Annotated in this window: 27 protein-coding genes; 23 read left to right on the top strand and 4 right to left on the bottom strand. The window is 57.5% G+C overall.

Features of this window, described 5'->3' with window-relative positions; genetic code table 11:
- The first annotated feature begins 55 nt into the window (after positions 1 to 55).
- The 12 genes from AO726_RS12530 to AO726_RS21315 all read left to right on the top strand — a co-directional run bounded on the left by AO726_RS12530 (position 56) and on the right by AO726_RS21315 (position 11,541).
- On the top strand, positions 56 to 949 hold the full coding sequence (locus AO726_RS12530; protein ID WP_058068404.1) for a TauD/TfdA dioxygenase family protein: 894 nt from the start codon (positions 56 to 58) through the stop codon (positions 947 to 949).
- 44 nt (positions 950 to 993) lie between these two features.
- On the top strand, positions 994 to 2,037 hold the full coding sequence (locus tag AO726_RS12535) for an ABC transporter substrate-binding protein (RefSeq protein WP_058068405.1): 1,044 nt from the start codon (positions 994 to 996) through the stop codon (positions 2,035 to 2,037).
- Between the two features lie 3 nt (positions 2,038 to 2,040).
- Positions 2,041 to 2,904 (top strand): ABC transporter ATP-binding protein, encoded by an 864-nt coding sequence (locus tag AO726_RS12540; RefSeq protein WP_058068406.1) that lies wholly within the window; start codon positions 2,041 to 2,043, stop codon positions 2,902 to 2,904.
- Positions 2,905 to 2,937: 33 nt separating this feature from the next.
- Positions 2,938 to 3,804 carry an ABC transporter permease gene (locus AO726_RS12545; RefSeq protein WP_058068407.1) on the top strand — a complete coding sequence of 289 codons (867 nt, stop codon included), beginning with the start codon at positions 2,938 to 2,940 and terminating at the stop codon, positions 3,802 to 3,804.
- 33 nt (positions 3,805 to 3,837) lie between these two features.
- Entirely contained in the window at positions 3,838 to 5,055 is a 1,218-nt protein-coding gene (locus tag AO726_RS12550; RefSeq protein WP_058068408.1) for a threonine synthase, read from the top strand.
- Positions 5,052 to 5,717 carry an amino acid ABC transporter permease gene (locus tag AO726_RS12555; protein WP_058068409.1) on the top strand — a complete coding sequence of 222 codons (666 nt, stop codon included), beginning with the start codon at positions 5,052 to 5,054 and terminating at the stop codon, positions 5,715 to 5,717. The genes AO726_RS12550 and AO726_RS12555 overlap by 4 nt, the downstream gene beginning before the upstream one ends.
- The gene (locus AO726_RS12560; RefSeq protein ID WP_058068410.1) at positions 5,698 to 6,357 is read left to right on the top strand and encodes an amino acid ABC transporter permease; all 660 of its coding nucleotides are present in this window, start codon (positions 5,698 to 5,700) and stop codon (positions 6,355 to 6,357) included. Before AO726_RS12555 ends, AO726_RS12560 begins: the two co-directional genes overlap by 20 nt.
- Complete coding sequence (locus tag AO726_RS12565; RefSeq protein WP_058068411.1) at positions 6,354 to 7,109, top strand: amino acid ABC transporter ATP-binding protein; 756 nt, start codon at positions 6,354 to 6,356, stop codon at positions 7,107 to 7,109. The genes AO726_RS12560 and AO726_RS12565 overlap by 4 nt, the downstream gene beginning before the upstream one ends.
- A 3-nt stretch (positions 7,110 to 7,112) precedes the next feature.
- Positions 7,113 to 7,997, top strand: coding sequence for a transporter substrate-binding domain-containing protein (locus tag AO726_RS12570; protein WP_058068412.1), 885 nt, complete (start codon positions 7,113 to 7,115; stop codon positions 7,995 to 7,997).
- A gap of 317 nt (positions 7,998 to 8,314) precedes the next feature.
- Positions 8,315 to 9,478 (top strand): GGDEF domain-containing protein, encoded by a 1,164-nt coding sequence (locus AO726_RS12575; RefSeq protein WP_058068413.1) that lies wholly within the window; start codon positions 8,315 to 8,317, stop codon positions 9,476 to 9,478.
- 190 nt (positions 9,479 to 9,668) lie between these two features.
- Positions 9,669 to 10,895: an ATP-binding protein gene (locus AO726_RS20985; protein ID WP_206542512.1), complete on the top strand. Its 1,227-nt coding sequence runs from the start codon at positions 9,669 to 9,671 to the stop codon at positions 10,893 to 10,895.
- 316 nt (positions 10,896 to 11,211) lie between these two features.
- Entirely contained in the window at positions 11,212 to 11,541 is a 330-nt protein-coding gene (locus AO726_RS21315) for a hypothetical protein (protein ID WP_206542513.1), read from the top strand.
- A gap of 372 nt (positions 11,542 to 11,913) precedes the next feature.
- Here AO726_RS21315 and AO726_RS21320 read toward each other — a convergent pair whose 3' ends face one another.
- From AO726_RS21320 to AO726_RS12595, 3 genes are read right to left on the bottom strand one after another with little or no spacing between them, the layout of a single operon-like run.
- A complete protein-coding gene (locus AO726_RS21320; protein ID WP_206542514.1) occupies positions 11,914 to 12,336 on the bottom strand; it encodes a hypothetical protein in 423 nt (140 codons plus the stop codon).
- A gap of 9 nt (positions 12,337 to 12,345) precedes the next feature.
- Complete coding sequence (locus tag AO726_RS21325; RefSeq protein ID WP_206542515.1) at positions 12,346 to 12,639, bottom strand: hypothetical protein; 294 nt, start codon at positions 12,637 to 12,639, stop codon at positions 12,346 to 12,348.
- A 56-nt stretch (positions 12,640 to 12,695) separates the two neighbouring features.
- Positions 12,696 to 13,058, bottom strand: coding sequence for a DUF7079 family protein (locus AO726_RS12595; protein ID WP_058068415.1), 363 nt, complete (start codon positions 13,056 to 13,058; stop codon positions 12,696 to 12,698).
- 262 nt (positions 13,059 to 13,320) lie between these two features.
- On the opposite strand from AO726_RS12595, the gene AO726_RS12600 reads away from it, so the two are divergent.
- Positions 13,321 to 15,123: a cation:proton antiporter gene (locus AO726_RS12600; RefSeq protein WP_058068416.1), complete on the top strand. Its 1,803-nt coding sequence runs from the start codon at positions 13,321 to 13,323 to the stop codon at positions 15,121 to 15,123.
- Positions 15,124 to 15,152: 29 nt separating this feature from the next.
- Here the strand turns inward: AO726_RS12600 and AO726_RS12605 are convergent, their stop codons facing one another.
- Positions 15,153 to 16,082, bottom strand: a complete 930-nt coding sequence (locus AO726_RS12605; protein WP_058068417.1) for a LysR family transcriptional regulator — start codon at positions 16,080 to 16,082, stop codon at positions 15,153 to 15,155.
- A 114-nt stretch (positions 16,083 to 16,196) separates the two neighbouring features.
- On the opposite strand from AO726_RS12605, the gene AO726_RS12610 reads away from it, so the two are divergent.
- From AO726_RS12610 to AO726_RS12655, 10 genes are all read left to right on the top strand, one after another.
- Positions 16,197 to 16,961, top strand: coding sequence for a 3-oxoacyl-ACP reductase family protein (locus AO726_RS12610; RefSeq protein ID WP_058068418.1), 765 nt, complete (start codon positions 16,197 to 16,199; stop codon positions 16,959 to 16,961).
- A 267-nt stretch (positions 16,962 to 17,228) separates the two neighbouring features.
- Positions 17,229 to 18,182 (top strand): AraC family transcriptional regulator, encoded by a 954-nt coding sequence (locus tag AO726_RS12615; RefSeq protein WP_058068419.1) that lies wholly within the window; start codon positions 17,229 to 17,231, stop codon positions 18,180 to 18,182.
- A 119-nt stretch (positions 18,183 to 18,301) separates the two neighbouring features.
- Positions 18,302 to 19,660, top strand: coding sequence for a benzoate 1,2-dioxygenase large subunit (gene benA / locus AO726_RS12620; RefSeq protein ID WP_058068420.1), 1,359 nt, complete (start codon positions 18,302 to 18,304; stop codon positions 19,658 to 19,660).
- Positions 19,657 to 20,145, top strand: coding sequence for a benzoate 1,2-dioxygenase small subunit (gene benB / locus AO726_RS12625; RefSeq protein ID WP_058068421.1), 489 nt, complete (start codon positions 19,657 to 19,659; stop codon positions 20,143 to 20,145). The genes benA and benB overlap by 4 nt, the downstream gene beginning before the upstream one ends.
- 54 nt (positions 20,146 to 20,199) lie before the next feature.
- Entirely contained in the window at positions 20,200 to 21,213 is a 1,014-nt protein-coding gene (gene benC / locus AO726_RS12630; protein ID WP_058068422.1) for a benzoate 1,2-dioxygenase electron transfer component BenC, read from the top strand.
- A 75-nt stretch (positions 21,214 to 21,288) separates the two neighbouring features.
- Positions 21,289 to 22,089: a 1,6-dihydroxycyclohexa-2,4-diene-1-carboxylate dehydrogenase gene (locus tag AO726_RS12635; protein ID WP_058068423.1), complete on the top strand. Its 801-nt coding sequence runs from the start codon at positions 21,289 to 21,291 to the stop codon at positions 22,087 to 22,089.
- Between the two features lie 45 nt (positions 22,090 to 22,134).
- The gene (locus AO726_RS12640; RefSeq protein WP_058068424.1) at positions 22,135 to 23,256 is read left to right on the top strand and encodes a muconate cycloisomerase family protein; all 1,122 of its coding nucleotides are present in this window, start codon (positions 22,135 to 22,137) and stop codon (positions 23,254 to 23,256) included.
- Between the two features lie 17 nt (positions 23,257 to 23,273).
- Positions 23,274 to 23,564 (top strand): muconolactone Delta-isomerase, encoded by a 291-nt coding sequence (gene catC, locus AO726_RS12645; RefSeq protein ID WP_058068425.1) that lies wholly within the window; start codon positions 23,274 to 23,276, stop codon positions 23,562 to 23,564.
- Positions 23,565 to 23,607: 43 nt separating this feature from the next.
- On the top strand, positions 23,608 to 24,534 hold the full coding sequence (gene catA / locus AO726_RS12650; RefSeq protein ID WP_058068426.1) for a catechol 1,2-dioxygenase: 927 nt from the start codon (positions 23,608 to 23,610) through the stop codon (positions 24,532 to 24,534).
- 151 nt (positions 24,535 to 24,685) lie between these two features.
- Positions 24,686 to 25,285 carry a transglycosylase SLT domain-containing protein gene (locus tag AO726_RS12655; RefSeq protein WP_058068427.1) on the top strand — a complete coding sequence of 200 codons (600 nt, stop codon included), beginning with the start codon at positions 24,686 to 24,688 and terminating at the stop codon, positions 25,283 to 25,285.
- Positions 25,286 to 25,308: the final 23 nt, after the last annotated feature.

Raw genomic sequence — 25,308 nt, forward strand, 5'->3', positions numbered from 1 at the left:
GCTTAAGCCCGGTTTTCACAGTGACGCGCCGCAGTGCGCGAAATGGAGTTCACTTATGTCGGCAGTTGCCACTTCTCTGCAAACGGACGCTGCACCCCAGCGTTTTTCGGTAAGGCCATTCGACGCGCCGCTGGGTGCTGAGGTCATCGGACTTGATCTGTCCCAGCCGCTGAACGACAGCGATTTCAAACGCATCCATCAGGCTCATCTGGATCACGGCCTGTTGGTGTTCCGTGACCAGCAAATCACCCCGCAAGAGCAGATCGCTTTCAGCCGCCGTTTTGGTGAGTTGCAGATTCATGTGCTCAAGCAATTTCTGCTCGCCGGGCACCCGGAAATCTTCATCATTTCCAACGTGGTGGAAGACGGTAAGCCGTTAGGACTGGCGGATGCGGGCAAGTTCTGGCACTCGGACCTGTCCTATAAAGAGCTGCCGAGTCTGGGCTCCATGCTGCGCGCCATTGAGCTGCCGTCAGAAGGTGGCGATACCTTGTTCGCCAGCCAGCAACTGGCTTACGAAACGCTGCCTGAACACCTGAAAAAGGCCATTGAAGGTCGCCGTGCCGCGCACTCGTACACCGCCCGTTATGACGATGAAGTGTTTGCCGGTGTGCAGCGCCCCAAGCTCACGCCTGCGCAACTGGCGGAGGTGAAATCCGTGGTGCATCCGGTGGTGCGCACGCACCCGGAAACAGGGCGCAAAGGCCTGTTCGTTAATGAGAACTTCACTACGCACATTCTGGATATTCCAGCTGACGAAAGCCGGCAGATTCTCAGCGAACTGTTCGCCCACAGCGCCCGGCCGGAGTTTATCTACCGGCACACGTGGCAGCCCCACGACATGCTGTTCTGGGACAACCGCGCACTGATCCATCTGGCCGCTGGCTGTCCGCAGCATCTGCGCCGCCATATGCACCGCACCACGATTCAGGGCGACGCGCCGTTCTGATTCGCTGACTCAAAACATTAAAAACACTTTGATGGAGCATGACCATGTCTCTCGGTAAACGCTTTCCGTTTTTCCCCCGTTTTGCCCGTTTGGCCAGCGGTATTGGCCTGAGCCTTAGCCTGTTGGCCGGAACCTTAGCCGTGCCCGCAACTGCCCAGGCTGAAGGCGAGATTCGCATCGCCGAGCAGTTCGGCATCGTCTACCTGCTGCTTAATGTGGTGCGCGATCAACAGCTGATCGAAAAGCACGGCAAGGCTGATGGGCTGGATATCAAAGTCGACTGGCTGCAACTCTCCGGCGGCTCGGCGATTAACGATGCACTGCTGGCCGGTTCCATTGATATTGCCGGTGCCGGCATTGGCCCGCTGCTGACTGTTTGGGATCGCACCCACGGCCGCCAGAACGTCAAGGGCGTGGCCTCGCTGGGCAACTTCCCGTACTACCTGCTGAGCAGCAACCCCAATGTCAAAACCATCGCGGATATCAGCGACAAAGACCGCATCGCGTTGCCAGCGGTTGGCGTGTCCATCCAGTCGCGCTTCCTGCAATACGCGGCGGCCAAGCAGTGGGGCGATAAGGAGTTTAATCGCCTGGATAAATACACCGTCGCGCTGCCGCACCCGGACGCCACTGCCGCGCTGCTCTCCGGTGGCACCGAGCTGAACGGCCATTTCTCCAACCCGCCGTTTCAGGATCAGGCCCTGAAAAATCCGGATGTGCATGTGGTGCTGGACACCTACGAGCTGCTCGGCCCGAACTCGCCGACCGTGCTGTATTCCACCGAGAAGTTCCGCAAAGACAACCCGAAAACCTACAAAGCCTTTGTCGCCGCACTGGCTGAAGCCGCCGATTTGGCCCAGAAGGATAAAGGCGCAGCAGCCGACACCTACATCCGCGTCACCGGCGCCAAAATCAGCCGCGAGGAACTGCTGAAGATCATCGACAACGACCGTTTTGAGTTCAGCGTTACGCCGAAAAACACCTACCCGCTGGCTGAGTTCCTACATCGCGTAGGGGCGATCAAGAACAAGCCGGCGTCCTGGCAGGACTACTTCTTCGAAGACGCTGCGATCAAACAAGGAAGCTGATCCATGAACGCCCTGTTGCAAGGCCACACGGCCAGCACACTCGCACCTGAAGCCCTGCAGCCTGTGCTGCAGGTGCAACAGGTCAGCCTTGAATACCGCACCGCCCAGCGAGTGGTGCGGGCCACCCACGAAGTCAGTTTTGAAGTCGATCGTGCCGACCGCTTTGTTCTGCTTGGCCCCAGCGGTTGCGGCAAATCGACACTGCTCAAATCGGTTGCCGGGTTTATCCAGCCGGTCGCCGGGCAGATTCGCCTGGACGGTGCCGAAGTGCGCGAGCCCGGCCCGGACCGCATTGTTGTGTTTCAGGAGTTTGACCAACTGCCGCCATGGAAGACGGTGAAGCAGAACGTGATGTTCCCGCTGTTGGCCTCGCGCACGCTCAAACGCAAAGAGGCGGAAGAGCGCGCGCTGCACTATCTGGAGAAAGTCGGTCTGGCGGCCTTTGCCGATGCCTATCCGCACACGCTCTCGGGCGGCATGAAGGCGCGGGTAGCGATTGCCCGGGCGCTGGCCATGCAGCCAAAGATTCTGCTGATGGATGAACCCTTCGCCGCGCTGGATGCGCTGACCCGCCGCAAGATGCAGGAGGAGCTGCTGCAACTGTGGCAAGAGGTGCGCTTTACCTTGCTGTTCGTCACCCATTCGATTGAAGAGGCGCTGATCGTCGGCAACCGCATCCTGCTGCTGTCGCCCCATCCGGGCCGCGTGCGGGCTGAGATCAACAGTGAGCGCTTTGATCTGCACAGCCTCGGCGGTGTGGATTTTCAGCACAGCGCCCAGCGCATCCACCGCCTGCTGTTCGATGAAGAGAGCGGGGCGCAGAGTGCGCCGTCATTGGGTTTCGGTGATATCCGCATCGCCTATTGAGCCTGCGTGATCGCCTGCAAGGAGTAAGAGCTTATGAGTGCGATAACAACCCGGCGCGAGGAATACGAGATTCCTTTGCAGCCCCTGACTGACCTGCCGCTTGAGCGCGAACTGCCCTTGGCGCAGCGTTTGTGGCAACAAGGCTGGCTGCGCAAAACCGTGATTCTGCTGGTGCTGGCGCTGATCTGGGAGCTGGCTGCCCGTTATCAGGGCAACGATTTGCTGCTGCCGAGCTTTGTACAAACCGCTCAGGCCTTTTGGGACGGCTTAATCAGCGGTGAGCTGCTGGCCAAGGTCTCGATATCCCTCGGCGTGCTGATCAAGGGCTACCTGATCGGCATTGTGCTGGCCTTTCTGCTGACCAGCTTGGCGGTATCGACCCAGCTGGGCCGCGACCTGCTCGCCACCCTGACTTCCATGCTCAACCCGCTGCCTGCCATTGCGCTGCTGCCGCTGGCGCTGCTGTGGTTTGGCTTGGGTGAAAACAGCCTGATTTTCGTGCTGGTGCATTCGGTGCTGTGGGCGCTGGCGCTGAATACCTACGCGGGATTTCTCGGCGTCTCGGAAACCCAGCGCATGGCCGGGCGCAACTATGGCCTCAAAGGCTTGCGCTTTGTGCTGTTTATCCTGATTCCGGCAGCGCTGCCGTCGATTCTCGCGGGCCTGAAAATCGCCTGGGCCTTTGCCTGGCGCACGCTGATTGCCGCCGAACTGGTGTTTGGCGCATCCAGCGGCAAGGGCGGTTTGGGTTGGTACATCTTCCAGAACCGCAACGAACTCTATACCGACAAGGTATTTGCCGGGCTGGCGGCCGTAATTCTGATCGGCCTGCTGGTGGAAAACCTCATCTTCGCCACGGTTGAGCGCCTCACCGTGAAACGCTGGGGCATGCAGCGCTAAGCCGTGCCCAAAGACAGATCAAGGACAGAACCGATGCCGTACAGTTATCTCTCCCATTTGTATTGCCCCAAGACCCATGAGCGCTACGCCGCCGACCAGGTGCAGCAGCTCAGTAAAGCCGGTGCGCCGCTGTTGGTGGCCTACGATCTGGATGCCCTGAAAAAGGCGTGGAAACCTGCCGACCTGCAAGGCCGCGACGCCAGCCTTTGGCGCTACCACGAACTGCTGCCGGTGGTTGATCCGGCCAATATCGTCACCCTCGGCGAAGGCTTTACGCCGCTGTTGCCAACACCGGCTATTGGCCACGATCTGGGCATCGACGATTTATGGCTGAAGGACGAAGGCATTATCCCAACCGGCTCATTCAAGGCCCGTGGCGCGGCGGTGGGCGTATCCAAGGCAAAAGAATTAGGCGTTCAGGCGCTGGCCATGCCCACCAATGGCAACGCCGGTGCCGCCTGGTCGCTGTACAGCGCCCGAGCCGGGATTAAAGCCACGGTGGTGATGCCGCAAGATGCGCCGCTGATTACCCGCAATGAAACGGCGCTGTCCGGGGCCAACTTGTATCTGGTCGACGGGCTGATTTCCGATGCCGGTAAGCAGGTGGCGCAAGCGGTGGCGGAGGGCGGTTTATACGACGCGTCCACCTTAAAAGAGCCGTACCGCATCGAAGGCAAGAAGACCATGGGCCTGGAGTTGGCTGAGCAGTTCGACTGGCAATTGCCTGATGTGATTCTTTACCCCACCGGCGGCGGAGTCGGCCTGATCGGCATCCACAAAGCCTTTAATGAGCTGCAGGAACTGGGCTGGATCGACGTCGACAAACCGCTGCCGCGACTGGTCGCTGTGCAAGCCAGTGGCTGCGCGCCCATCGTCAAAGCCTGGGAGCAAAAGGCTGCTGCCTCCGAGTTTTGGGCGGACTCCACAACCGTCGCCTTCGGCATCAACGTGCCCAAGGCGCTGGGTGACTTCCTCGTGCTGGAAGCCCTCTACGAAAGCAACGGCTACGCCATCGCCGTGGACGATGCCGAACTGCTCGCCGAGCAGCGCAAAGTCGCCGAGCTGGAAGGCGCATTTGTCTGCCCTGAAGGCGCGGCACTGTATGCGGCGGCGCGTAAATTGCGGGCGGCAGACTGGATCAAGGCGGGCGAGCGGGTGGTGATCCTCAACACCGGCGCGGGGATCAAATACCCCGACACGGTGCAGGTCGACGTGCCGCTGCTGCAACCGGGTGACAGGTTGCCGCGATGAGTTTTGACTGGAACTTTGTGCTGTCGACCCTCCCGGCCTTCCTCAAGGCCGTGGGAGTGACCTTGCAGGTTGGAGCGATTGCCATCGCCACCTCATTGCTGGTGGCACTGGTGAATGCCTCAATCCTGATGCTGCGGGTGCCGGTACTCCGGCGTGTGATCGGCGTGTATGTGGAGGTGGCGCGTAATACGCCGCTGCTGATCCAGCTGTTCTTTATCTACTTCGCGTTGCCGAGCCTGGGCGTGAAGCTGTCCGGCTTTGCCTCGGCGATAATCGCCATGACTTTCCTCGGCGGCGCTTATCTGACTGAAGTGCTGCGCGCCGGGGTTGAGGCGGTGCCCAAGGCACAGATCGAGTCCGGTCTGGCCATCGGTCTGTCGCGCTGGCAGCTGCTGCGCCATGTGATCCTGCCGCAAGCCGGGCTGCTCAGCCTGCCTGCGCTGTTTGCCAACTTCATTTTCCTGCTCAAGGAAACCACCATCGTCTCCGCCGTGGCGGTGCCGGAGATTCTCTACACCACCAAAAACTACATCGCCCTGTATTACAAAACCTACGAAATGCTCGCGGTGATGACGGCCCTGTGCGTGCTGCTGTTTCTGCCGCTGTCTCTGCTGCTCGCCCGTCTGGAAAGGAGGCTGCAACATGGCCAGTTCGGGTCTTGAGTTATTGCTGATTAGCGCGCCGCAGCTGGCCAAAGGTGCGTGGCAAACCCTGAGCATTTCCGCCTCGTCGATTTTCTTCGCCACATTGGGCGGTGTGCTTTACGGCGTGCTGCGTAACCTCGGCAAGCGCTGGCTGGATGTGCCGCTGCGGGTGTATCTGGAGCTGTTCCGTGCCATTCCGGTGTTGGTCTGGCTGTACCTGCTGTTTTTCGGTTTGCCGATTTTTACCGGCACCAGTTTGCCGAGCTTCTGGTGCGCGGTGCTGGTGTTGAGCTTGTGGGGCGCCAGCGAGGTGGGCGAAGTGGTGCGCGGTGCGCTGCAATCCCTGCCGCGCGGGCAACGTGAAGCCGGTGTGGCGATTGGTTTGAACGGCTGGCAGCTGTATCGCCATGTGCTGCTGCCACAAGCGCTGAAACGCCTGACGCCGCCGACCATCAACGTCTACACCCGCATCATCAAAACCAGCTCTCTGGCAGTGCTGATTGGTGTGGTGGATGTGGTCAAGGTCGGCCAGCAGATCATCGAACGCACCTACGAGTCGGTGCTGATCTACGGCTTTCTGGTTCTGTTCTTCTTCCTGCTGTGTTATCCGCTGTCCGTCGCATCCCGAGCGTTGGAAAAGCGCTGGAGTTATGCATGACGGCACTGATTGAACTTTCCCAATTCAGCAAACGTTTTGGTGACACCCAGGTTTTGCGCGGCATAGACCTGACGGTGGCGCAGGGCGAAGTGCTGGTCATCCTCGGCCCCAGCGGTTGCGGCAAAAGCACTTTGCTGCGCTGCCTTAACGGCCTTGAGCAAGGTGAGGGCGGCCGCCTGACCATCGCCGGGCAAACCCTGGATAGCAGCAGCGACTGGCGCAGTGTGCGGCAGAAGGTCGGCATGGTGTTCCAGAGCTACCACCTGTTCCCGCACATGACCGTGCTGGACAACATCCTGCTCGGCCCGCTCAAGGTGCAGCAGCGCGACCGCGCCGAAGCCACCGCCCACGCCGAGCGCTTACTGGTACGGGTCGGTCTGCTGGATAAGCGCGACGCCTGGCCACGCGAGCTGTCCGGTGGCCAGCAACAACGCATCGCCATTGTCCGCGCGCTGTGTATGAACCCCGAGGTGATGCTGTTTGACGAAGTGACCGCCGCCCTCGACCCGGAAATGGTCAAGGAGGTGCTGGAAGTGATCCTCGATCTGGCCCAAGGCGGCATGACCCTGCTCATCGTCACCCATGAAATGGCCTTCGCCCGCGCCGTGGCCGACCGCATTGTGTTTATGGACGGCGGCGTCATCGCCGAACAAAACGACCCCGAAACCTTTTTCAGCAACCCGCAAACCGCACGCGCGCAGCAGTTTCTGGAGAAGTTCTCCTACGTGGAAAACATGCCAAAAAGGAAATAAGCCATGAACCTTAAATCTGCCCTCTTATTACCGCTGCTTGCCGCCGGGCTGCTGGCCGCTTGCGACAATTCGCCAGCCCCACAAAAACAGGCGGCTGCCGCCAAACCGGAGACCTCCGCCGCGCCCAGCGAAAGCTATCTGGAGAAGATCAAACAGCGCGACAAACTCATCGTCGGCGTGTTCAGCGACAAGCCGCCATTCGGTTTCGTCAACGAGCAGGGTGAGTACGTGGGCTTTGATACCGACATCGCCAAACGCTTCGCCAAAGACCTGCTCGGCGACGAGAAAAAGGTCGAGTTCGTGGTGGTCGAGCCGGCCAGCCGCATTCCGTTTTTGCAGAGCGACAAGGTTGACCTGATCCTCGCCAACATGACCGTCACCCCAGAGCGTGCCGAGGTGGTGGACTTCACCAACCCCAACCTGCGTGTGGCCGTGCAGGCCATCGTCCCGGCAGACAGCAGCGTGCAAAAGCTGGATGACTTGGCCGACAAAACCACCATCGTCACCACCGGCACCACAGCGGATATCTGGCTGACCCAGAACCGCCCAGACTGGAAGCTGCTCAAGTTCGAGAAAAACTCCGAGTCCCTGCAAGCGCTGGCCAACGGCCGTGGCGATGCCTATGCCCAGGACAACCTGATTCTGTTCGGTTGGTCCAAGCAAAACCCCGGCTACCGCATCCTCAACGAAAAACTCGGTGATGAAGCTCCAATCGCCCCAGCGGTGAAAAAGGGCAATACCGAGCTGCGTGACTGGGTTGATCAGGAGCTGGCCAAGCTGGGCGAGGAGAAATTCCTCCTTAAACTCTACGACCAGTACGTGCGTAAAGACCTGGCCGAAGACACCGACCCAGCTTCGGTCATTGTTGAAGGGGGGAAGTGGCAGTAATCATCGAGGATTAAACCTCCGCCGAATAAAGCGCCCGGTGCAAACCGGGCGTTTTTGTTTAGCAGATGGAGCAGCGGAAATTACCCCGAGACTTATAACCATCCGAAGTAGACGGATTGCCATAAAGAGTTATTAGCTATTAGCATCTGGTTAATTGAACTGCCGTACCTCTAAAAACAAAACAACAAAACGTGCACAGGTCTGGCGACCCAATAAACGAAGCACACGTGTCCGCATCATTTCCGCCTCAGATGCGCGCACAGGGCCTTACGCGTTCTGGCCCGGCTTCAGTTGCTGAATCCCAGATGTGAGTAGTCATGGTCACCACAATCATCATCAGCATGCTCTGCGTGCACTTGCTGTGTTTTTGCGCAATGTTCCTGCTGATCAGCACCCGGCTGAACGGCAAGAAATTCGGCATGGAAGTTTTCGCCCTCGGCAACCTGCTGCTCGGGGGCGCATACATTCTGCAACTACTCGATGGTGTCAGCAGCTCCAGCATACTGAGCTACGCCAGCCATACCCTGACACTCTGCGCCCCCGTCACCTACGTGCTTGGTGCCATGCGCTTCTTTGATCGGCCTACTCCAGTGCTTAAACCGCTACTGGCAGTGGCGGTAGGCTACACACTGGCGCAACTGCTGGTTAGCGCCGCGCTGGGGCCCGTGGCGCGTCACGCGCTGCTGGCGTTTGCCTGTGCAACTCTGTTTGTGGGCATGTCGCTCGCCGCGCTCTATGGGCGGCACACTTACGCCCGTGATTTACGCGTAGAAATGCTGGTGTTCGCTTCGCTGATCGGCGGCATTTGCCTCCTTAATGCGGCCAAGTTCGTGATGATCATCAGAGGAGGGCTGGATGCGCTGGACCTGAACACCAGCTTCCAGATGGGCTTCTACATCTATATGTCCTTCCTCGGCACGGTCTTGCCGCCCAGCGCCGTATGGCTGGTGCTGCGCCGCCTTACTGATGAACTGCGCACCCTGGCCACTCACGACCCGCTAACACGTCTGCTCAACCGGCGCGGTTTGTTGGATAGCCTTGAGCTGCATTTCCGCTCCCGCACAGCCGGCTCGGCGTATGTGTTGGTGGTGGATGTCGACCACTTCAAACGCATCAACGACACCCACGGCCACAAAACGGGCGATCAGGTGTTGGTGCACGTCGCCAACATCCTTATCAACACCGCCCGCAAAGGCGACCTGATCTGCCGCTTGGGCGGCGAAGAGTTCGCCCTGATCGCTCTCGACACCGACCGCGAAGGCGCCCTGCAACTCGCCGAACGCGTACGCCTGGCCATCGAACAAACGGATGTTCCTGGCCTTAGCCAGACTCAACCCATCCGCTGCACCGCCACCATCGGCGTCTCCGACCACTTCACCAGCGCCCAGGCACTGGATGACTCGCTGCAACAGGCGGATAAGGCGTTGTATCGGGGGAAAACGGAGGGGCGGAATCGGGTGGAGTGGGTGAGGGTGGGGTAGAGGAAGAATATACAAGTGTTGAGATTAAGGGCAATTTTCGGCCAGAAGTGGACATTCACTATGCGACAACATCACCTTCCCAGCTGTAAAGCGTGGGTTAATATTGCGGGCTTGGTCGGCATAAGGGTACCAACCTAGTGTATAGGGAGATTAACTTGCTGACGGCTGATACTCGACGAGGAAACACACGATGATGCTGGATTATCTTGGCCTGGGTGATCATGGATCTGCAGAGTCGGTCTCAATACTCGTCGGACCGAATGGGTCGGGAAAGAGCTCGTTTCTCCGCGACCTGGCCATCCAGTGCCGCAGCGATCGCAATATTGTGATCGTGTGTAATACACCCCACGATCGATTTTCCGGCCTTAAGGGGGTACGACGCATAGCTGTCGGTAAGACCAATGGTTCTCCAAGGATTATTGTAAAAAAGGCTGTGGCAGAGTCGCTCGCAGGTTCCGGGGCCACTTTTTTTCAGATCAGCTCCGCTCTCGAGTATTGCGGTTACCGCGCACGCTTCGGCTTCCACATTGAGTCAGGCATGAATCTCCACATGTCACCCGATAAAATCCGTTTTCAGCTGCGGGGTGTGGTCGATCGGTTAGACGACTCTCCGTATTACTTGGACGCGAACCATGACCGACTAGAGGATGACCTCGAAATAGCGTTGGCGTTTCTCCAACGCCATGATCCATCAGAGCCCATTTGGATTGACGCTTCTGAGGAGGCTCTCGACTTCAGTCGTGCGAGGGAGTTTGGATCTGTCCTGAGGCTCGAATCCAAGCTGCGCGCATGTAATATTCTCCGTGGCATCGGCGTGTATCTCCAGCGGATGGATAGCGGCGATATCGTTGAGATGCATCACGCGAGCTCGGGGCAGCTAGCACTGATCTCCTCGCTTCTGTTCCTAATTACGAACGCGGGCGAATCTCCGATCGTCATCATTGATGAGCCTGAGAACAGCCTGCATCCGAACTGGCAGCGTGAATACATCGATCATGTTCTGACTGCCCTGCGCTACTACAGTCCTACCGTGATTGTGGCTACCCATGCTCCGTTGGTGGTCACAGGTGCGTTGGCAGATAGCTCGGCTCTCGTATCAGTTTACGAGATCCGCCATGGGCGCCCTCAACGTTTACCGATCGATGGCACCAGTAGTTCGCAGAGCAGTATTGAAGAGATACTCTGGCGCGCCTTTGACGTCGTGACTCCAGCGAACCATTTCGTCAGTGAGCGACTTGTCGACGAAGTGTCTCGCTTCGAGAAGGGAGAAATAAGAAAAGAGGAGGTCTTGACGCTTATTGGGCGGATGGAGGGAGGAAGCTTCGATGACCGTCAGCGGAGCTTTTTCACCGCGGTCAAAGGGCTGTTGGATAAGGTCGAGAAGAACCAGAGCACGAGGGGGCGCAGTGATCGATAGATATTTACCGGCTCTCGACGAGTTTGCACTCACCGTTGACGAGCAGAACGCTGTGGCAGCCGCTCTAACGACTCTAGATCCCTGGGGATGGTCTCCGGGAGGCGCACAGTCCAAAGCAATTGCTAGTGTCAAGGCAAAGATCCTTAGCTATCACCTCCAGCGTCATGGCCATAAGTGCTGCTACTGCCGAGTCAACCTTTACGGCGGGGGCGCCTTCATGACCGATAGGGAGCATGTTCTTCCCAAATCGATTGCTGGATACAGACCATGGTCCTACACGATGTGGAACTTGGGGATTGCCTGTAAACGGTGCAACATGGAGTACAAGGGGAGCAACACCGACTTTGTTGTAGACCCGGACGACGAAGCGCAGCTTATGGAAAGCGAGGGTTATCGCTTCATCCATCCCAATTTCGATCTCTATCGTGAACACATGTCGCGTTCATCGCAGGAGGCAAACGAGTCTGTGATCGTCAAGTACACGATCGTGCCCGGAAGCCTGAAAGGGGAGTACACCTACAATTACTTCAACCTACGGGGGTTAGAGGTCAACAGCTTTGATCGGGCTCAGGGGTTGCAGGCGTCGGAGAGTCTGGGCGAGGCCGCTGTAGAGACGCGGTCGCTTGCAGAGTTTTTTGGACAGTGAGTACTCTGAGCGGGCAGTTCAATCTAGCCTAAGCAGACTGACTCAAAGACCTCCACTGGTGATGGTTGATGAAGCGGGCGAGCGCCCTACACGGCGATCTCTTCATGGGATGCTCTTTCATCTAAGGCGCTTCTTACTTCTCAGTAGCCCCTGATCAGTTGCTTTTGGCTGGTAGCTGCCTGTCACGAGCTTCGGCAACCGGCCGATTCTGTTGAAAAAGTAGCTGCTTCCCCATGCTTTCGGCAGAATTGCCCTGTCAGCGAGCGCGGGGGCGAACAGCATGATGGGACAGCTACCGAGTGGGCAGCAGCGCCTCGTTCCGGAGAAATGGGGACAGATTTATTTAAGCCCCATCTTGGCTCTGATCACAGCTCAGTCCACCCGCAGGTAGTCCCCGCCTGCGCTGACGTTATGGCCGAAACCGCAGTGCCGGCTATCACTACTTCGTTTGATGGTAAGGCCTTTGCCATCTGACGACTGCGTCAGTGAAAGTATGCAGGGTTCTGTGTCGTCAACCTCTTTAAGTAAGATATCGCCCACACCATTTTTCAGCGTCACCACTTCGCTGAAGTCACCCATGTTGGGGCCGGAATAAAACCCCATGAAGCCAAAGTACACGCCATCCCAGTCTGCTTGGTACGTGTCATTCCCAAGAGCTTTAAGTTTGAGTGTTTGAAATGTGCTGCGACCGGAATAGAGCCAGTATTCACCGACAGGTGAGGTTGGCTTCGGCAGGGCATCCAGTTTGTCCTGAATCAGCGAGAGGTTGTACTTCGATTTTTTGTCATCCGGCATGATGGCCAGTCAAGCCTGCGCTTTACGGTATTCGCCCTGGCGAATCCAGGTCAGTGCGACATTGTTGTAACCAGTGGCTAGTCGGTCCTGATCTCCTATCTCACACTGCTCCTGCCACGCGGCCTGCTGCTCAAAGGCTTCGCGGGCTTTGGGGTAATTCTTGGCTTTGTAGAAGGCCTCGCCTTGCTGCGCATACTGACTGATCTTTGCGCAGTCAGCTGCAATCTGTTCCTCGGTGATTTCTGCCTGGCAGTTGAGGGCAATTAACATCAGCGCTAGCAGGCTGAGAGTGGGTTTGTTCACTGTAGCTTTCCTTAATAAAAATTATGCCGACTTGCTTCCCTGTAATAAGCCGCAGCTTATGCTTTGCTGGATTCACTAATCTCTTTCCAGATATAGCCATAGCTATATCGCAACCAGGCAGTTTTTAAATTGTCTAGCCGACGCTTTAGCCAGCTGGCCTCGCGAGTACGGGTCTGTTTGTCTATTTCGTTCAGCAGCCACTGCGTATCGAACCCTGTCCATATAGACGGTACAGGTGTTTCAAGATTGCTAAAGCACACCGGGGCAACGTCCTCATACAGAATGTCTCGGACAATCTCGGGGTCGTAGTCACGCATTTGCTTTGCTATCGCCTTATAGTCCACCGCGTTGTCAACAAAGGCGTCTGCCAAGGCGACTTGGATTTTGGCTCGGTCTTGTGGGGTTAGAACACGTCCCAATGGGCAAGCTCCTCTAACATCAGCGATGTTGACTCTAACAGGCTAGCTTCGATGCTTGCCCAGCAGATTAGAGCGGTATAACTGAAAGGTGACAGATACACCTTTCAAAAAGAAATGGCTCAACAAGGTTACGAAAGGGTGGCAGTGATGGATAAGAATCTATCCGACTGTTAAGCCGTAACTCATTAACGCAAATATTCCCCTGAACCATCCCGCCGTTGTCTAGTCTTTCAATGCCTGCTCATTGAAGGACGAAGCATTAATGAACGAAACCCAAATTCTATTGGCCTTTGGCGGTATTGGATTAGCCGCGTTGGCCTGTCAGTGGTTGGCCTGGCGGGTCAAGCTGCCGGCGATTTTGTTTTTGCTGTTAACCGGGATTCTGGCCGGGCCGGTGTTGGGCTGGCTTGATCCGCAGGAGCTGTTTGGGCCGCTGCTGATGCCGCTGGTGTCGATGGCGGTGGCGCTGATTCTGTTTGAAGGCAGCCTGACGCTGCATCTCTCACAGTGGCGTGAGATTGGCAGTGTGGTGCAGCGCTTGGTAACGGTCGGGGCGCTGGCAACGTGGGCGGTGATTACCGTGGCGACGCACTGGCTGCTGGGCTTTGACTGGCTGCTGGCTCTGTTGCTCGGCAGCCTGACGCTGGTCACCGGGCCGACGGTGATTGTGCCGATGCTGCGGGTGGTGCGGCCGCGTGCTTCGATTGCCAATATCCTGCGTTGGGAAGGCATCGTCATCGACCCCATCGGCGCGCTGCTGGCGGTGGTGGTGTACAGCTTTATTATCTCCAGCGCTGCGGGCGAAGGGCTTAAACACAGCCTGATGGTGTTTGCCGGGGTGATCGCCTGTGGCACGGTGCTGGGTGTTGCCGGTGGCTGGTTGCTCGGCGTGGTGCTGCGTCGTCAGTGGTTGCCGGAGTATCTGCACAACCTTGCCGCGTTGGCGGCGGTGCTGGGGATTTTTATCGGCTCTAACCAGATCATGCATGAGTCTGGCCTGCTTGCCGTAACGCTGATGGGCATGTGGCTGGCCAATATGCGTGGCGTCGATGTGCAGCACATTCTGCACTTCAAAGAGAACCTCAGCGTGTTGCTGATTTCCGGTCTGTTTATTCTTTTGGCTGCGCGTCTGGACCTCAGCGCGTTGCTGGCGTTGGGGCCAGCAGTGTTGATTCTGCTGCTAGTGATTCAACTGGTGGCGCGGCCGCTGGACATTCTGATTTCTACAGCCGGCTCCAACCTCAATTGGCGTGAGCGCGCTTTGCTAGCCTGGGTCGCGCCTCGTGGGATTGTGGCGGCTGCGGTGTCGGCGATTTTTGCGGTGCGTCTGGATGAAGCCGGTTATGAAGGCGCGCTGCTGTTGGTGCCGCTGACATTCGCGGTAATCATCGGCACGGTCATTGTGCAGAGCGCTACAGCGCGGCCCATTGCCCGTTTGCTGAATGTGGCGGAGCCTGCGCCGAGCGGCTTCCTGATCATCGGGGCTAACGGCCCGGCTCGGGCAATCGGCAAGGCGCTGCAGCAGGCTGGTAGCCGTGTGTTGCTCACCGATTCCAGCTGGGAAAACATCAGCGCGGCGCGCATGGAAGGGCTGCCGACGTACTTCGGTAATCCCGCTTCGCAGCATGCTGAAGCCCACTTGGATTTGATCGGCTTGGGCCATTTGCTGGCGCTGTCTCCGTCCGGCGAGTTGAACACGTTGGCGGTGATGCGTTTCAGGCATGACTTTGGCCACAAGCGCCTGTTCAGCCTGGCCCACAGTCAGGAGAGTCGCCGCAGTGACAAGCACCGTACGAGCGATAAGCATCGCGGTAAGTTGCTGGGCGACGACAGCCTGACCTACAGCAAGCTGGCCAGCCTGCTGGCCAAAGGCGCGGAGTTTTACAGTACGACGCTGACCGAGGGCTTCACTTGGCAGGATTACCAAGCCTTGCACGGTGAACGTGCGACTTTGTTATTTGCCCGTGACCCTAATGGCTGGGTGCATGTGGTCAGCAGTGACAGTCAGCTGAAGCTGAGCACCGGCTGGACCCTGTTGGCGCTGATTCAGCCGCAGGCGCAATAACCTGTTGCTAACGCCAGTCTCATCTGGCGTTAGCCTTGATTCGCGGCAAAACGCTGGGCGTAGTTTTCGCGCTCGAACAGTTCTACGACGAACTCAATAAAACTTCGCGTTTTAGCAGGCAAAAGCTGGCGGCTGGAGTAGTAGAGCGAAAGCGAACCGGCATCGCTCCACCACTGCGGCAGTACACTTACAAGCTCGCCAGACTCTAACAAGGCGAGGACGTCGGGTACTGCCAGTAGTGCGACGCCCAAGCCTAAGCGAGCGGCTTCGCGGACAGCTTTCGGGTCGTTGAAAACAATCGTTTCCTGTGCGGTTATAACCGCTTCATCACCCTGAGCATTGCGCATGCTCCAGGATCGGATGCGTCCGGTCATTAATGAGCGAAGGGCAATGCAGTGCAGGCTGTTTAGCTCTGCTGGTGTTTCTGGGGGCGTGTGTCGGGCCAGATACGCAGGTGAGGCCACTGCAATAACGTGCAGCGGAGTTAGCCGCCGCGCCACAACACCATTTGCCAGATCGAAACCACCGCCGATAGCAGCGTCATACCCCTCGGCAATCAGATCAACTGTGCGGTTTTCAAAGTGCCATTCAGGGCGAACCAGTGGGTGACGCTGCAAAAACTCGGGCAAGTGAGGCAGCAGGTACTCCATTCCGAGCGAGGGCGCCAGGCTGATTTTGAGCACTCCGGCGGGTTGGCCGTTGTCACTTGATACAGCCGCGATGGCGCTTTGCAGGTCTTCAAGCGGGCTGCCGATTTGGCTGAGGAAGGCTTCACCCGCTTCAGTCAAGGTCAGCTTGCGTGTGGAGCGCTGGAACAGGCGAACGCCCAAGCTGCGCTCCAGTATCGCGACGTTGCGGCTTACTGCAGCCGGTGTGAGTGCGAGCCGCCGCGCTGCTGCGGAGAAGCTGCCGCTCTCGGCACTGCGCACAAAGGATTCCAGATTCGCCAGGGTTTCCATGCATTACCTTCAAAGTTTGCTTGAAAATGATCAAAGCCATTTGATGCTAATCAAGCGGTAATTAAAGCGCCATATTCACCACCTGTCTTCGTTACTCAAAAAAAGGTGTGAATCATGAACGCTGTAACTTCCTCCCAAATACTGCCACTGGCAGGCAAAACTGCCCTTGTAACCGGCGGCTCCCGCTCTATTGGGGCGGCAATTGTTAAGCGTCTGGCGGCTGACGGCGCCAAGGTGGCGTTTACCTATAACGGCTCGCCCAAACTGGCTGAAGAAACCGCTGCAGCAGTTGAGGCGTTGGGCGGCCAGGTATTGGCTATTCAGGCTAACTCGGCGGTGCCTGAGGCTGTTCGTGCGGCCGTCACTAAAACGGTCGAAACTTTCGGTGGGTTGGACATTCTGGTGAACAATGCCGGCATCGCCAGCGCGAGCCCGATTGAAGAAACCCGCTTTGAGGATTACGAGGCGATGTTGGCGGTCAATGTGACTGGCGTTTTTGTTGCCACGCAGGAAGCAGTGCGGCATATGAAGGCGGGCGGGCGTATTGTGCATATCGGCAGTTCGGTGACCAAATACGCAGGCTTTCCCGGCATTGCGGCGTACTCACTGACCAAAGGCGCGGTGGCAGGCTTTAACCGCAGCCTGGCTCATGATTTGGGCCCGCGTGGGATAACAGTGAACAGCGTGCATCCTGGTCCGGTGGATACGAATATGAACCCGGCTGATGGTGAGATTGCTCAGTTTATGGTGCCGCGCATTGCTGTCGGGCGTTACGGCCAGCCACCTGAAATCGCCGGTCTGGTGGCGTTTCTTGCCAGCCCGGAGGCGTCCTACATTACGGGCGCAGATATTCTGGCTGATGGTGGTTTAACGTCTTGATAACGACCGAGCAGGCCTGTGGCCTGCTCACGTTTATCCGGCATGTTGTAACGCACAGTTGTTGGCGGTTCGGGCGGTGTTTGCAGTGGTTTTTCTGCTCATCAGCCGGCCGCCATTTATCCAATGTCTCTTTGTGTTTAGAGCCTGACGCTGGCTTTTGTGCCGCTTCTCGTGTTTCAGTAGTGGGCGCTTGTGCTGCTTATCGTCGCCCAAGCCCTGAAAGCCGCTGTTGAGCGACCCGATAATAAATATAAAGAGACTGTTTGCATGGAAAGCCGCCTGCTGAGTGTGCGCAGCAGGGTGTTTGAGCGTGCTGATCCTTATGAAGTATCTGAGTATGTCAATCAGCATGTTGGCGCTCACGACATCCGCCTGCCGCGTTCTGGATACCCTCAAGCCAGCTTGAGTCACCGCCCGTTTTCCAGCCTTGATCTGTGCAGGATCAGCTATGGCGGAGTGGTGCGTGTGACCTCTCCGGCGCTGGAAAGTATCTTTCATCTGCAAATTCTGTTGCGTGGGCAGTGCCTGTGGCGCACGCGCAATCAGGAGCACCGTCTGACGCCGGGTGATGCCGTGCTGATTAACCCGGATGATCCGGTTGATCTGACCTATTCGGAAGACTGCGAAAAATTCATCCTCAAGCTGCCTGTGTCGCTGCTGGACTCGATTTGTGAGGCGCAGCACTGGCAGCGTCCCGAAGAGGGGATTCGCTTTCTTAACCAGCGCTATGGTTCGGCGGAGCTGAGCAGCTTTTACAGCCTGTTGGATGTGGTGTGCCACGAGGCGGAAGAGGCGTCGCTGGATCGGGTGCAGCAGCACTTCGCACACATCATCGGCAGCAAGCTACTGGTACTGATGCAAAACAACGTCAGTCGGGAGCAACTGAACAGCCAGGTCGCTCGTTTTGAACAGATAGCGGACTTTATCGAAGCCAATCTCAAGCTGGAGTTGAGTGCTGAGCACTTAGCGCAGCAGGCCAATATGAGTGTGCGTTCGCTGTATGGATTGTTTGAGCGGCAGGTTGGGCTGACACCGCTGAATTACATCCGGCAAAAGCGTCTGGAGCGTATTCGGGCGTGCCTGCTTGATCCGGACTGTGGCGTGCGCAACGTCACCGAACTGGCCCTGGAATACGGCTTTTTGCACCTGGGTCGCTTCTCCCAAATCTATCGCCAGCAGTTTGCTGAGCTGCCGTCAGAGACCTTCAAACGCCGCGGTTGAAGCGGCATGACAGTGTGATTACACAAAGTGGATAGTGGTCTGCGCAAAGTGGATATTGCCGCTTGCTGCCCGCACCTAACCTGAGCCTCGCCTGAACAATAACAATGGAGGCTCTGGCTATGTCCCTGAGTGTCGGCTATCTCACTGCCTTGCTTGAAGAGGATAAGGAGAAGGGCATCTACCGCTGCAAGCGCGAGATGTTTACTGACTCCCGGCTGTTTGAACTGGAGATGAAGCACATCTTCGAGGGCAACTGGATTTACCTTGCCCATGAAAGCCAGATCCCCGAGATCAATGATTTTTTCACCACGACGATGGGCCGTCAGCCAATCTTTATTGCGCGCAATAAAGAGGGTGAGCTGAATGCCTTTCTCAACGCCTGCAGCCACCGTGGCGCGCAGCTGTGCCGGCATAAAAGCGGCAATCGCTCCTCATTTACCTGCCCGTTTCATGGCTGGACCTTTAACAACAGCGGCAAGCTGCTCAAGGTTAAAGACCCGAAAGACGCAGGCTACCCTGAAAGCTTTAACTGCGATGGCTCCCATAACCTGACGCCGGTGGCGCGTTTTGAGTCGTACCGGGGCTTTCTGTTTGGCAGCCTGAATGCGGACGTAAAGCCGCTTAAAGAACACCTCGGCGAGTCAGCCAAGATCATCGACATGATTGTCGAGCAGTCACCCCATGGCCTTGAGGTGCTGCGCGGTTCTTCATCCTATATCTACGAAGGCAACTGGAAGCTGACCGCGGAAAATGGCGCGGATGGCTACCACGTCAGTGCCGTACACTGGAACTACGCAGCCACGCAAAACCAGCGCAAGCAGCGCGATGCCGGCGAAGAAATCAAAACCATGGACGCTGGCGGCTGGGCCAAAAATGGCGGTGGCTTCTACTCGTTTGATCATGGCCACCTGCTGTTGTGGACACGCTGGGCTAACCCGCAAGACCGGCCGACTTATGAGCGCCGTGATGAACTGGTGCAGGAGGTTGGCCAGGCCCGCGCCGACTGGATGATCGAGAACTCGCGCAACCTGTGCCTGTATCCAAACGTCTATCTGATGGATCAGTTCAGCTCACAAATCCGCGTGGCACGTCCGATTGATGTGAACCGCACAGAAGTCACCATCTACTGCATTGCGCCCAAAGGCGAGAGTGCCGAAGCGCGGGCGAAGCGCATCCGTCAGTACGAAGACTTCTTCAACGTCAGCGGCATGGCCACGCCGGATGATCTTGAGGAGTTCCGCTCGTGCCAGCTCGGCTACGGCTCCGGGCGTGGCTGGAACGACATGTCCCGTGGTGCCCAGCACTGGATTGAGGGCGCGGATGACGCCGCCCGGGAAATCAATCTGCAACCGTTGCTCTCCGGTGTGCGCACCGAAGATGAAGGCTTGTTTGTCCTGCAACACAAATACTGGCAACAACTAATGCTGGACGCCGTTACGGCTGAGCAACAGTTGATCGCAGTGGAGGATGTGCAATGAGCAGCCTCTACGAAACGGTACGGGATTTTCTCTACCGCGAAGCGCGCTACCTGGATGACCGCCAGTGGGATGAATGGCTGGAGCTGTATGCGCCGGATGCCACATTCTGGATGCCGGCATGGGACGACCGCGACAACCTGACCGAAGACCCGCAGTCAGAGATTTCGCTGATCTGGTACGGCAACCGGGGCGGTTTGGAAGACCGGGTGTTTCGCATCAAAACCGAGCGTTCCAGCGCGACCATGCCGGACACGCGCACCTCACACAACATCAGCAATATCGAGATTACCGGAGAGCGGGACGGGCTCTGCCATGTGCGCTTTAACTGGCACACCCTGAGCTTCCGCTACAAAACCACGGACAGCTATTTCGGGACGAGTTTCTACGTTCTGGATTTGCACGGCGAGCAGCCGCAGATCAAGGCGAAGAAGGTCGTGCTGAAAAACGACTACGTCCGTCAGGTTATCGATATCTACCACATCTGATTTTGTCTGGACGCAGGCGGGCCTGTGGCTTGGTCTGCGTTGCCGAGGTTGCCTATGAATTACCAAATTGCCCTCAATTTTGAGGATGGCGTGACGCGCTTTATCAGTGCTAGCGCGGACGAAAGCGTGGCGGATGCGGCCTATCGTCAGGGCATCAATATCCCCTTGGATTGCCGTGATGGTGCGTGCGGCACCTGCAAGTGTTTTGCCGAGTCGGGGCAGTACGACCTGGGCGAAGAGTTTATTGAAGATGCCCTGACGGACGATGAAGCCGCAGAGGGTTTTGTACTGACCTGCCAGATGCGTGCGCAGAGTGATTGTGTGGTGCGCGTGCCGGTGGGCTCTGATGTGTGCAAAACCCAGCAGGCCAGTTACGAGGCGGCCATCAGCCGGGTGCAGGCACTTTCTGAAAGCACTATTGCGCTATCGCTTAAAGGCGATTCGCTGAAGCAGTTGGCCTTTTTGCCGGGACAGTACGTGAACCTCACTGTACCGGGCAGCGATCAGAGCCGGGCGTATTCCTTCAGCTCACTGCAAAAGGATGGTGAGGTTAGTTTTCTGATCCGCAATGTGCCGGGCGGTTTGATGAGCCGCTTCCTCAGCGAGTCTGCCAAGGTGGGCGATGCGCTGAGCCTGGCCGGGCCGCTGGGAAGCTTCTACCTGCGTGAGATCAAGCGCCCGCTGCTGATGCTCGCGGGGGGCACGGGGCTGGCACCCTTTATGGCGATGCTGGAGAAGATCGCCGAGTCCGGCACTGAGCAGCCGTTGCACCTGATCTATGGCGTAACCAGTGATGTTGATCTGGTTGAGCTGGAAAGGCTTGAGGCGCTGGCGCAACGGATTCCCTCATTGACCTTCAGCGCTTGCGTTGCCAGCCCTGAAAGCACCTACCCGAAAAAAGGCTATGTCACCCAGCACATCGACGCCGGGCACCTCAATGACGGCGATGTCGATGTGTACCTGTGCGGCCCACCCGTCATGGTCGAAGCCGTTAGGAATTACCTGCAGGAGCAGGGGGTGACACCGGCGAATTTCTATTACGAGAAGTTCACCCCAAGCGCGGATTAAGACGTCGTTCGCCATCTGAACAGGGCGTTATGCCCAGCCATTACGACAACAATCACCTGACCCCGCGAGGCGAGTATGGGCGAGAAGACTTTTCAGAATTTGGACAGGAACCAGCGCTTTGCCGGCAAAGTCGCATTTGTAACCGGAGCTGCTCAGGGCATTGGCCGTGGCGTGGTTGAACGGCTACTGGCTGAGGGCGCACAGGTCGTGGCGGTGGATCGCTCCGAGCTGGTATTTGAACTGGCGCAGCAGCATCAGACAGGGCTGCTGTGCCTGACCGCTGATCTGGAGCAATACAGCGAATGCACGCGTGCTGTGACTGATGCAGTGCAGCACTTCGGGCGTATCGACATTCTGGTCAATAACGTCGGCGGCACCATTTGGGCCAAGCCGTTTGAGCATTACCGCGAGCAGGAAATCGAAGCCGAGGTGCGCCGCTCGCTGTTCCCGACGCTGTGGTGCTGCCATGCCGTTTTGCCTTACATGCAGGAACAGGGCAGTGGGGCCATCGTCAATGTGTCCTCCATTGCCACCCGCGGTGTTAACCGCGTGCCATACGGCGCGGCCAAAGGCGGGGTAAATGCGCTGACTGCGTGTCTGGCCTTTGAGAATGCTGGCAATGGCATTCGTGTTAATGCCACAGCACCGGGCGGGACCGAAGCGCCGCCCAGACGCATCCCGCGCAACAGTGCCGAGCAAAACGAGCAGGAGAAGGTTTGGTATCAGCAGATTGTTGATCAGACCGTCGATAGCAGCCTGATGAAGCGCTACGGAAGCATCGACGAACAAGTCGGCGCGATCCTGTTCCTCGCCTCGGATGAAGCCTCTTACATCACCGGTATGGTCCTGCCCGTTGGCGGCGGCGATCTGGGCTGACGTGCTCCGTAAGAGTTGAACCATTCATAACTTCGGAGCATCGCTATGAGCCAGATTCTCATTGAGCGCATAGAAGCGTTCATCGTTGATTTACCCACCATTCGCCCGCACAAGCTGGCGATGCATACCATGCAACAGCAGACACTGGTGATTGTCCGCCTGTATTGCGGTGATGCACTTGAAGGTATTGGTGAGGCCACCACAATCGGTGGTCTCGCCTACGGCTACGAAAGCCCGGAAAGCATCAAAAGCAATATCGATCACCATTTGGCACCTGCGCTGATCGGTATGGATGCCACCAATATCAATGCGGCCATGCAGCGGCTGGACAAGATCGCCAAGGGCAACACCTTTGCCAAATCTGCCATTGAAACGGCGCTGCTGGATGCGCAGGGCAAGCGCCTGGGCTTGCCTGTCAGTGAACTGCTCGGCGGGCGTGTACGTGACAGCCTGGAAGTGGCCTGGACACTGGCCTCCGGTGACACCCGCAAAGACATCGCCGAAGCGGAGCACATGCTGGAGATTAGCCGGCACCGCATCTTCAAACTGAAGATCGGTGCTAACCCGGTTGAGCAAGACCTTAAGCATGTGATTGCGATCAAAAAGGCGCTCGGTGAGTCCGCCAGCATTCGCGTGGATGTGAACCAGTACTGGGATGAGTCTCAGGCGCTGCGGGCTTGTCAGGTGCTGGGCGACAACGGCATTGACCTGATCGAACAACCCATCTCCCGCATCAACCGGGCAGGGCAAGTGCGCCTTAACCAACGCAGCCCGGCTCCCATCATGGCGGATGAATCCATCGAGAGCGTTGAGGATGCCTTCAGCCTGGCGGCCGACGGTGCTGCTTCAGTGTTCGCCCTCAAGATCGCCAAAAACGGTGGCCCCCGTGCGGTATTGCGTACTGCTCAGATCGCCGAAGCCGCCGGTATCGCCCTGTACGGCGGCACGATGCTGGAAGGCACCGTCGGCACCCTGGCTTCGGCCCACGCCTTTATCACCCTCAAACAACTGACCTGGGCCACTGAGTTGTTCGGCCCATTGCTGCTGACTGAAGAAATCGTCACCGAGGCGCCGGTTTACCGCGACTTTGCTCTGCACATACCGCGCACACCGGGGCTTGGCATCACGCTCGATGAAGAGCGCTTTGCCCGCTTTAAACGCCACTAAACAAGGAGGTAATGCACATGCTGTTTCACGTAAAGATGGTGGTCAAACTGCCGCTCGACATGGATCAGGCTAAGGCTGAAAAGCTCAAGGCTGACGAGAAAGAACTGGCTCAGCGCCTGCAACGGGCAGGCACTTGGCGGCACCTGTGGCGCATCGCCGGGCAGTACGCGAATTACAGCGTGTTTGACGTGCCCAGCGTAGAGGCGCTGCACGACACGCTCATGCAGCTCCCGCTGTTCCCCTACATGGAAATTGAGGTCAACGGCATCTGCCGGCACCCCTCATCCATCCATACCGACGACCGCTGAAATCACTGAACTTGCCTGATAACAACAATTCGAGGTGTTAGCCATGACTGTGAAGATTTCTCAAACTGCCGAGACTCAAGCATTTTTTAAAGAGGCTGCTGGTTTTGCTAATAACGACGGCAATCCGCGCATCAAAAAGATCATGTTTCGCGTACTGAATGATCTGGCAAAACTGATTGAGGACTTTGATCTGACTGAAGACGAGTTCTGGACCTTTGCCGACTACGTCAACCGCTTGGGCAAACGTGGTGAAGCAGGGCTGCTGATTGCCGGTTTAGGTATTGAGCGCTTTCTGGATATGCGCCAGGACGCGATTGATGCCGAGATTGGCCAAACCGGCGGTACCCCACGCACCATTGAAGGCCCGCTTTATGTTGCAGGCGCTCCGGTAGCACAGGGCAGTACGCGGATGGATGACGGCACAGAGGATAACGTCGCCACCGTTATGTTCCTTGAAGGGCAAGTACTGGATTTGGACGGCAAACCCATTGCCGGTGCTACCGTCGATTTGTGGCACGCCAACACCAAGGGCAACTACTCGTTCTTTGACAAGAGCCAGTCTGAATACAACCTGCGCCGCCGCATCATCACCGACAGCGAAGGGCGCTACCAAGCACGCAGCATTGTGCCGTCTGGTTATGGTTGCGATCCGCAAGGGCCGACTCAGGAATGCCTGGATTTACTGGGCCGTCATGGCCAGCGTCCGGCACATATCCACTTCTTCATTTCCGCGCCGGGCTATCGCCATCTGACCACGCAAATCAACCTAGCAGGTGATAAGTACCTGTGGGACGACTTTGCCTACGCTACTCGCGATGGTCTGGTCGGAGAGCTGGTCTTCCGTGAGGGCGGCGCGCGGGGCGTGTCTGAGCGATGCGCCGAGCTGCGGTTTGATTTCCAGCTGCAGAAGGCGGCAGATAATAAAGACGAGCAACGCAGTCATCGCCCACGGGCCCTGCAAGTGCTTTAAGGCAGAGCAGACCTGCGGGAAGGGGCCTTACCTGCAGGTCTGCTAATTGGAGAGGCTTCCGCTTGTAAGTTCTGACTCGCTGCGGGTTTAGCTTCTCTCTGAAAAACTGTATAAGCCCCTGCTATCTGCTGTAGATCAAGGAATACCCTCAATGCATCGTGTCTGGATGCTTGTTCTGCTCGGGATGATGGCGGGGTGCTCGACCAAGCCTCCGGCTAATCCCTATAACCTCTGTGAAATCTTCCGGGAAAAGCCAGACTGGCATGAAGCCGCGCTGGATATGCAAAAGCGCTGGGGTGCGCCGGTTCAGGTGCCGATGGCGATGATGTATCAGGAGTCATCTTTCAAGCACGACGCGATACCGCCACGCTACTACTTCCTCGGTTTTATTCCCTGGGGCCGGGTGAGTACAGCCTATGGCTACGCGCAGGCGAAGACCGACACGTGGGCAGACTACAAGCGCGAAGCGGGACGCTGGGGCGCAGACCGGGATGACTTTGCCGATGCCATCGACTTTATGGGCTGGTACATGTCCAAGACCCGCAAGGTTAACGGTGTTTCCCTGTGGGATGCCTACGGCCAGTACCTGAACTACCACGAAGGCTGGGGTGGCTACCGAAACCGCAGTTACGATGCCAAACCCTGGCTGAAAACCACTTCACAAAAAGTCCAGGCCCGCGCTTCGGAGTACGGCGCGCAGTACCGCAGTTGTGAGCAGGAACTGTCCAAGAGCAGCGGTTGGTTTTGGTGAAACTGCGGTTTTTGTTGAGTGCG

This window comes from Pseudomonas sp. TTU2014-080ASC (assembly GCF_001446935.1).
Taxonomy (GTDB): domain Bacteria; phylum Pseudomonadota; class Gammaproteobacteria; order Pseudomonadales; family Pseudomonadaceae; genus Aquipseudomonas.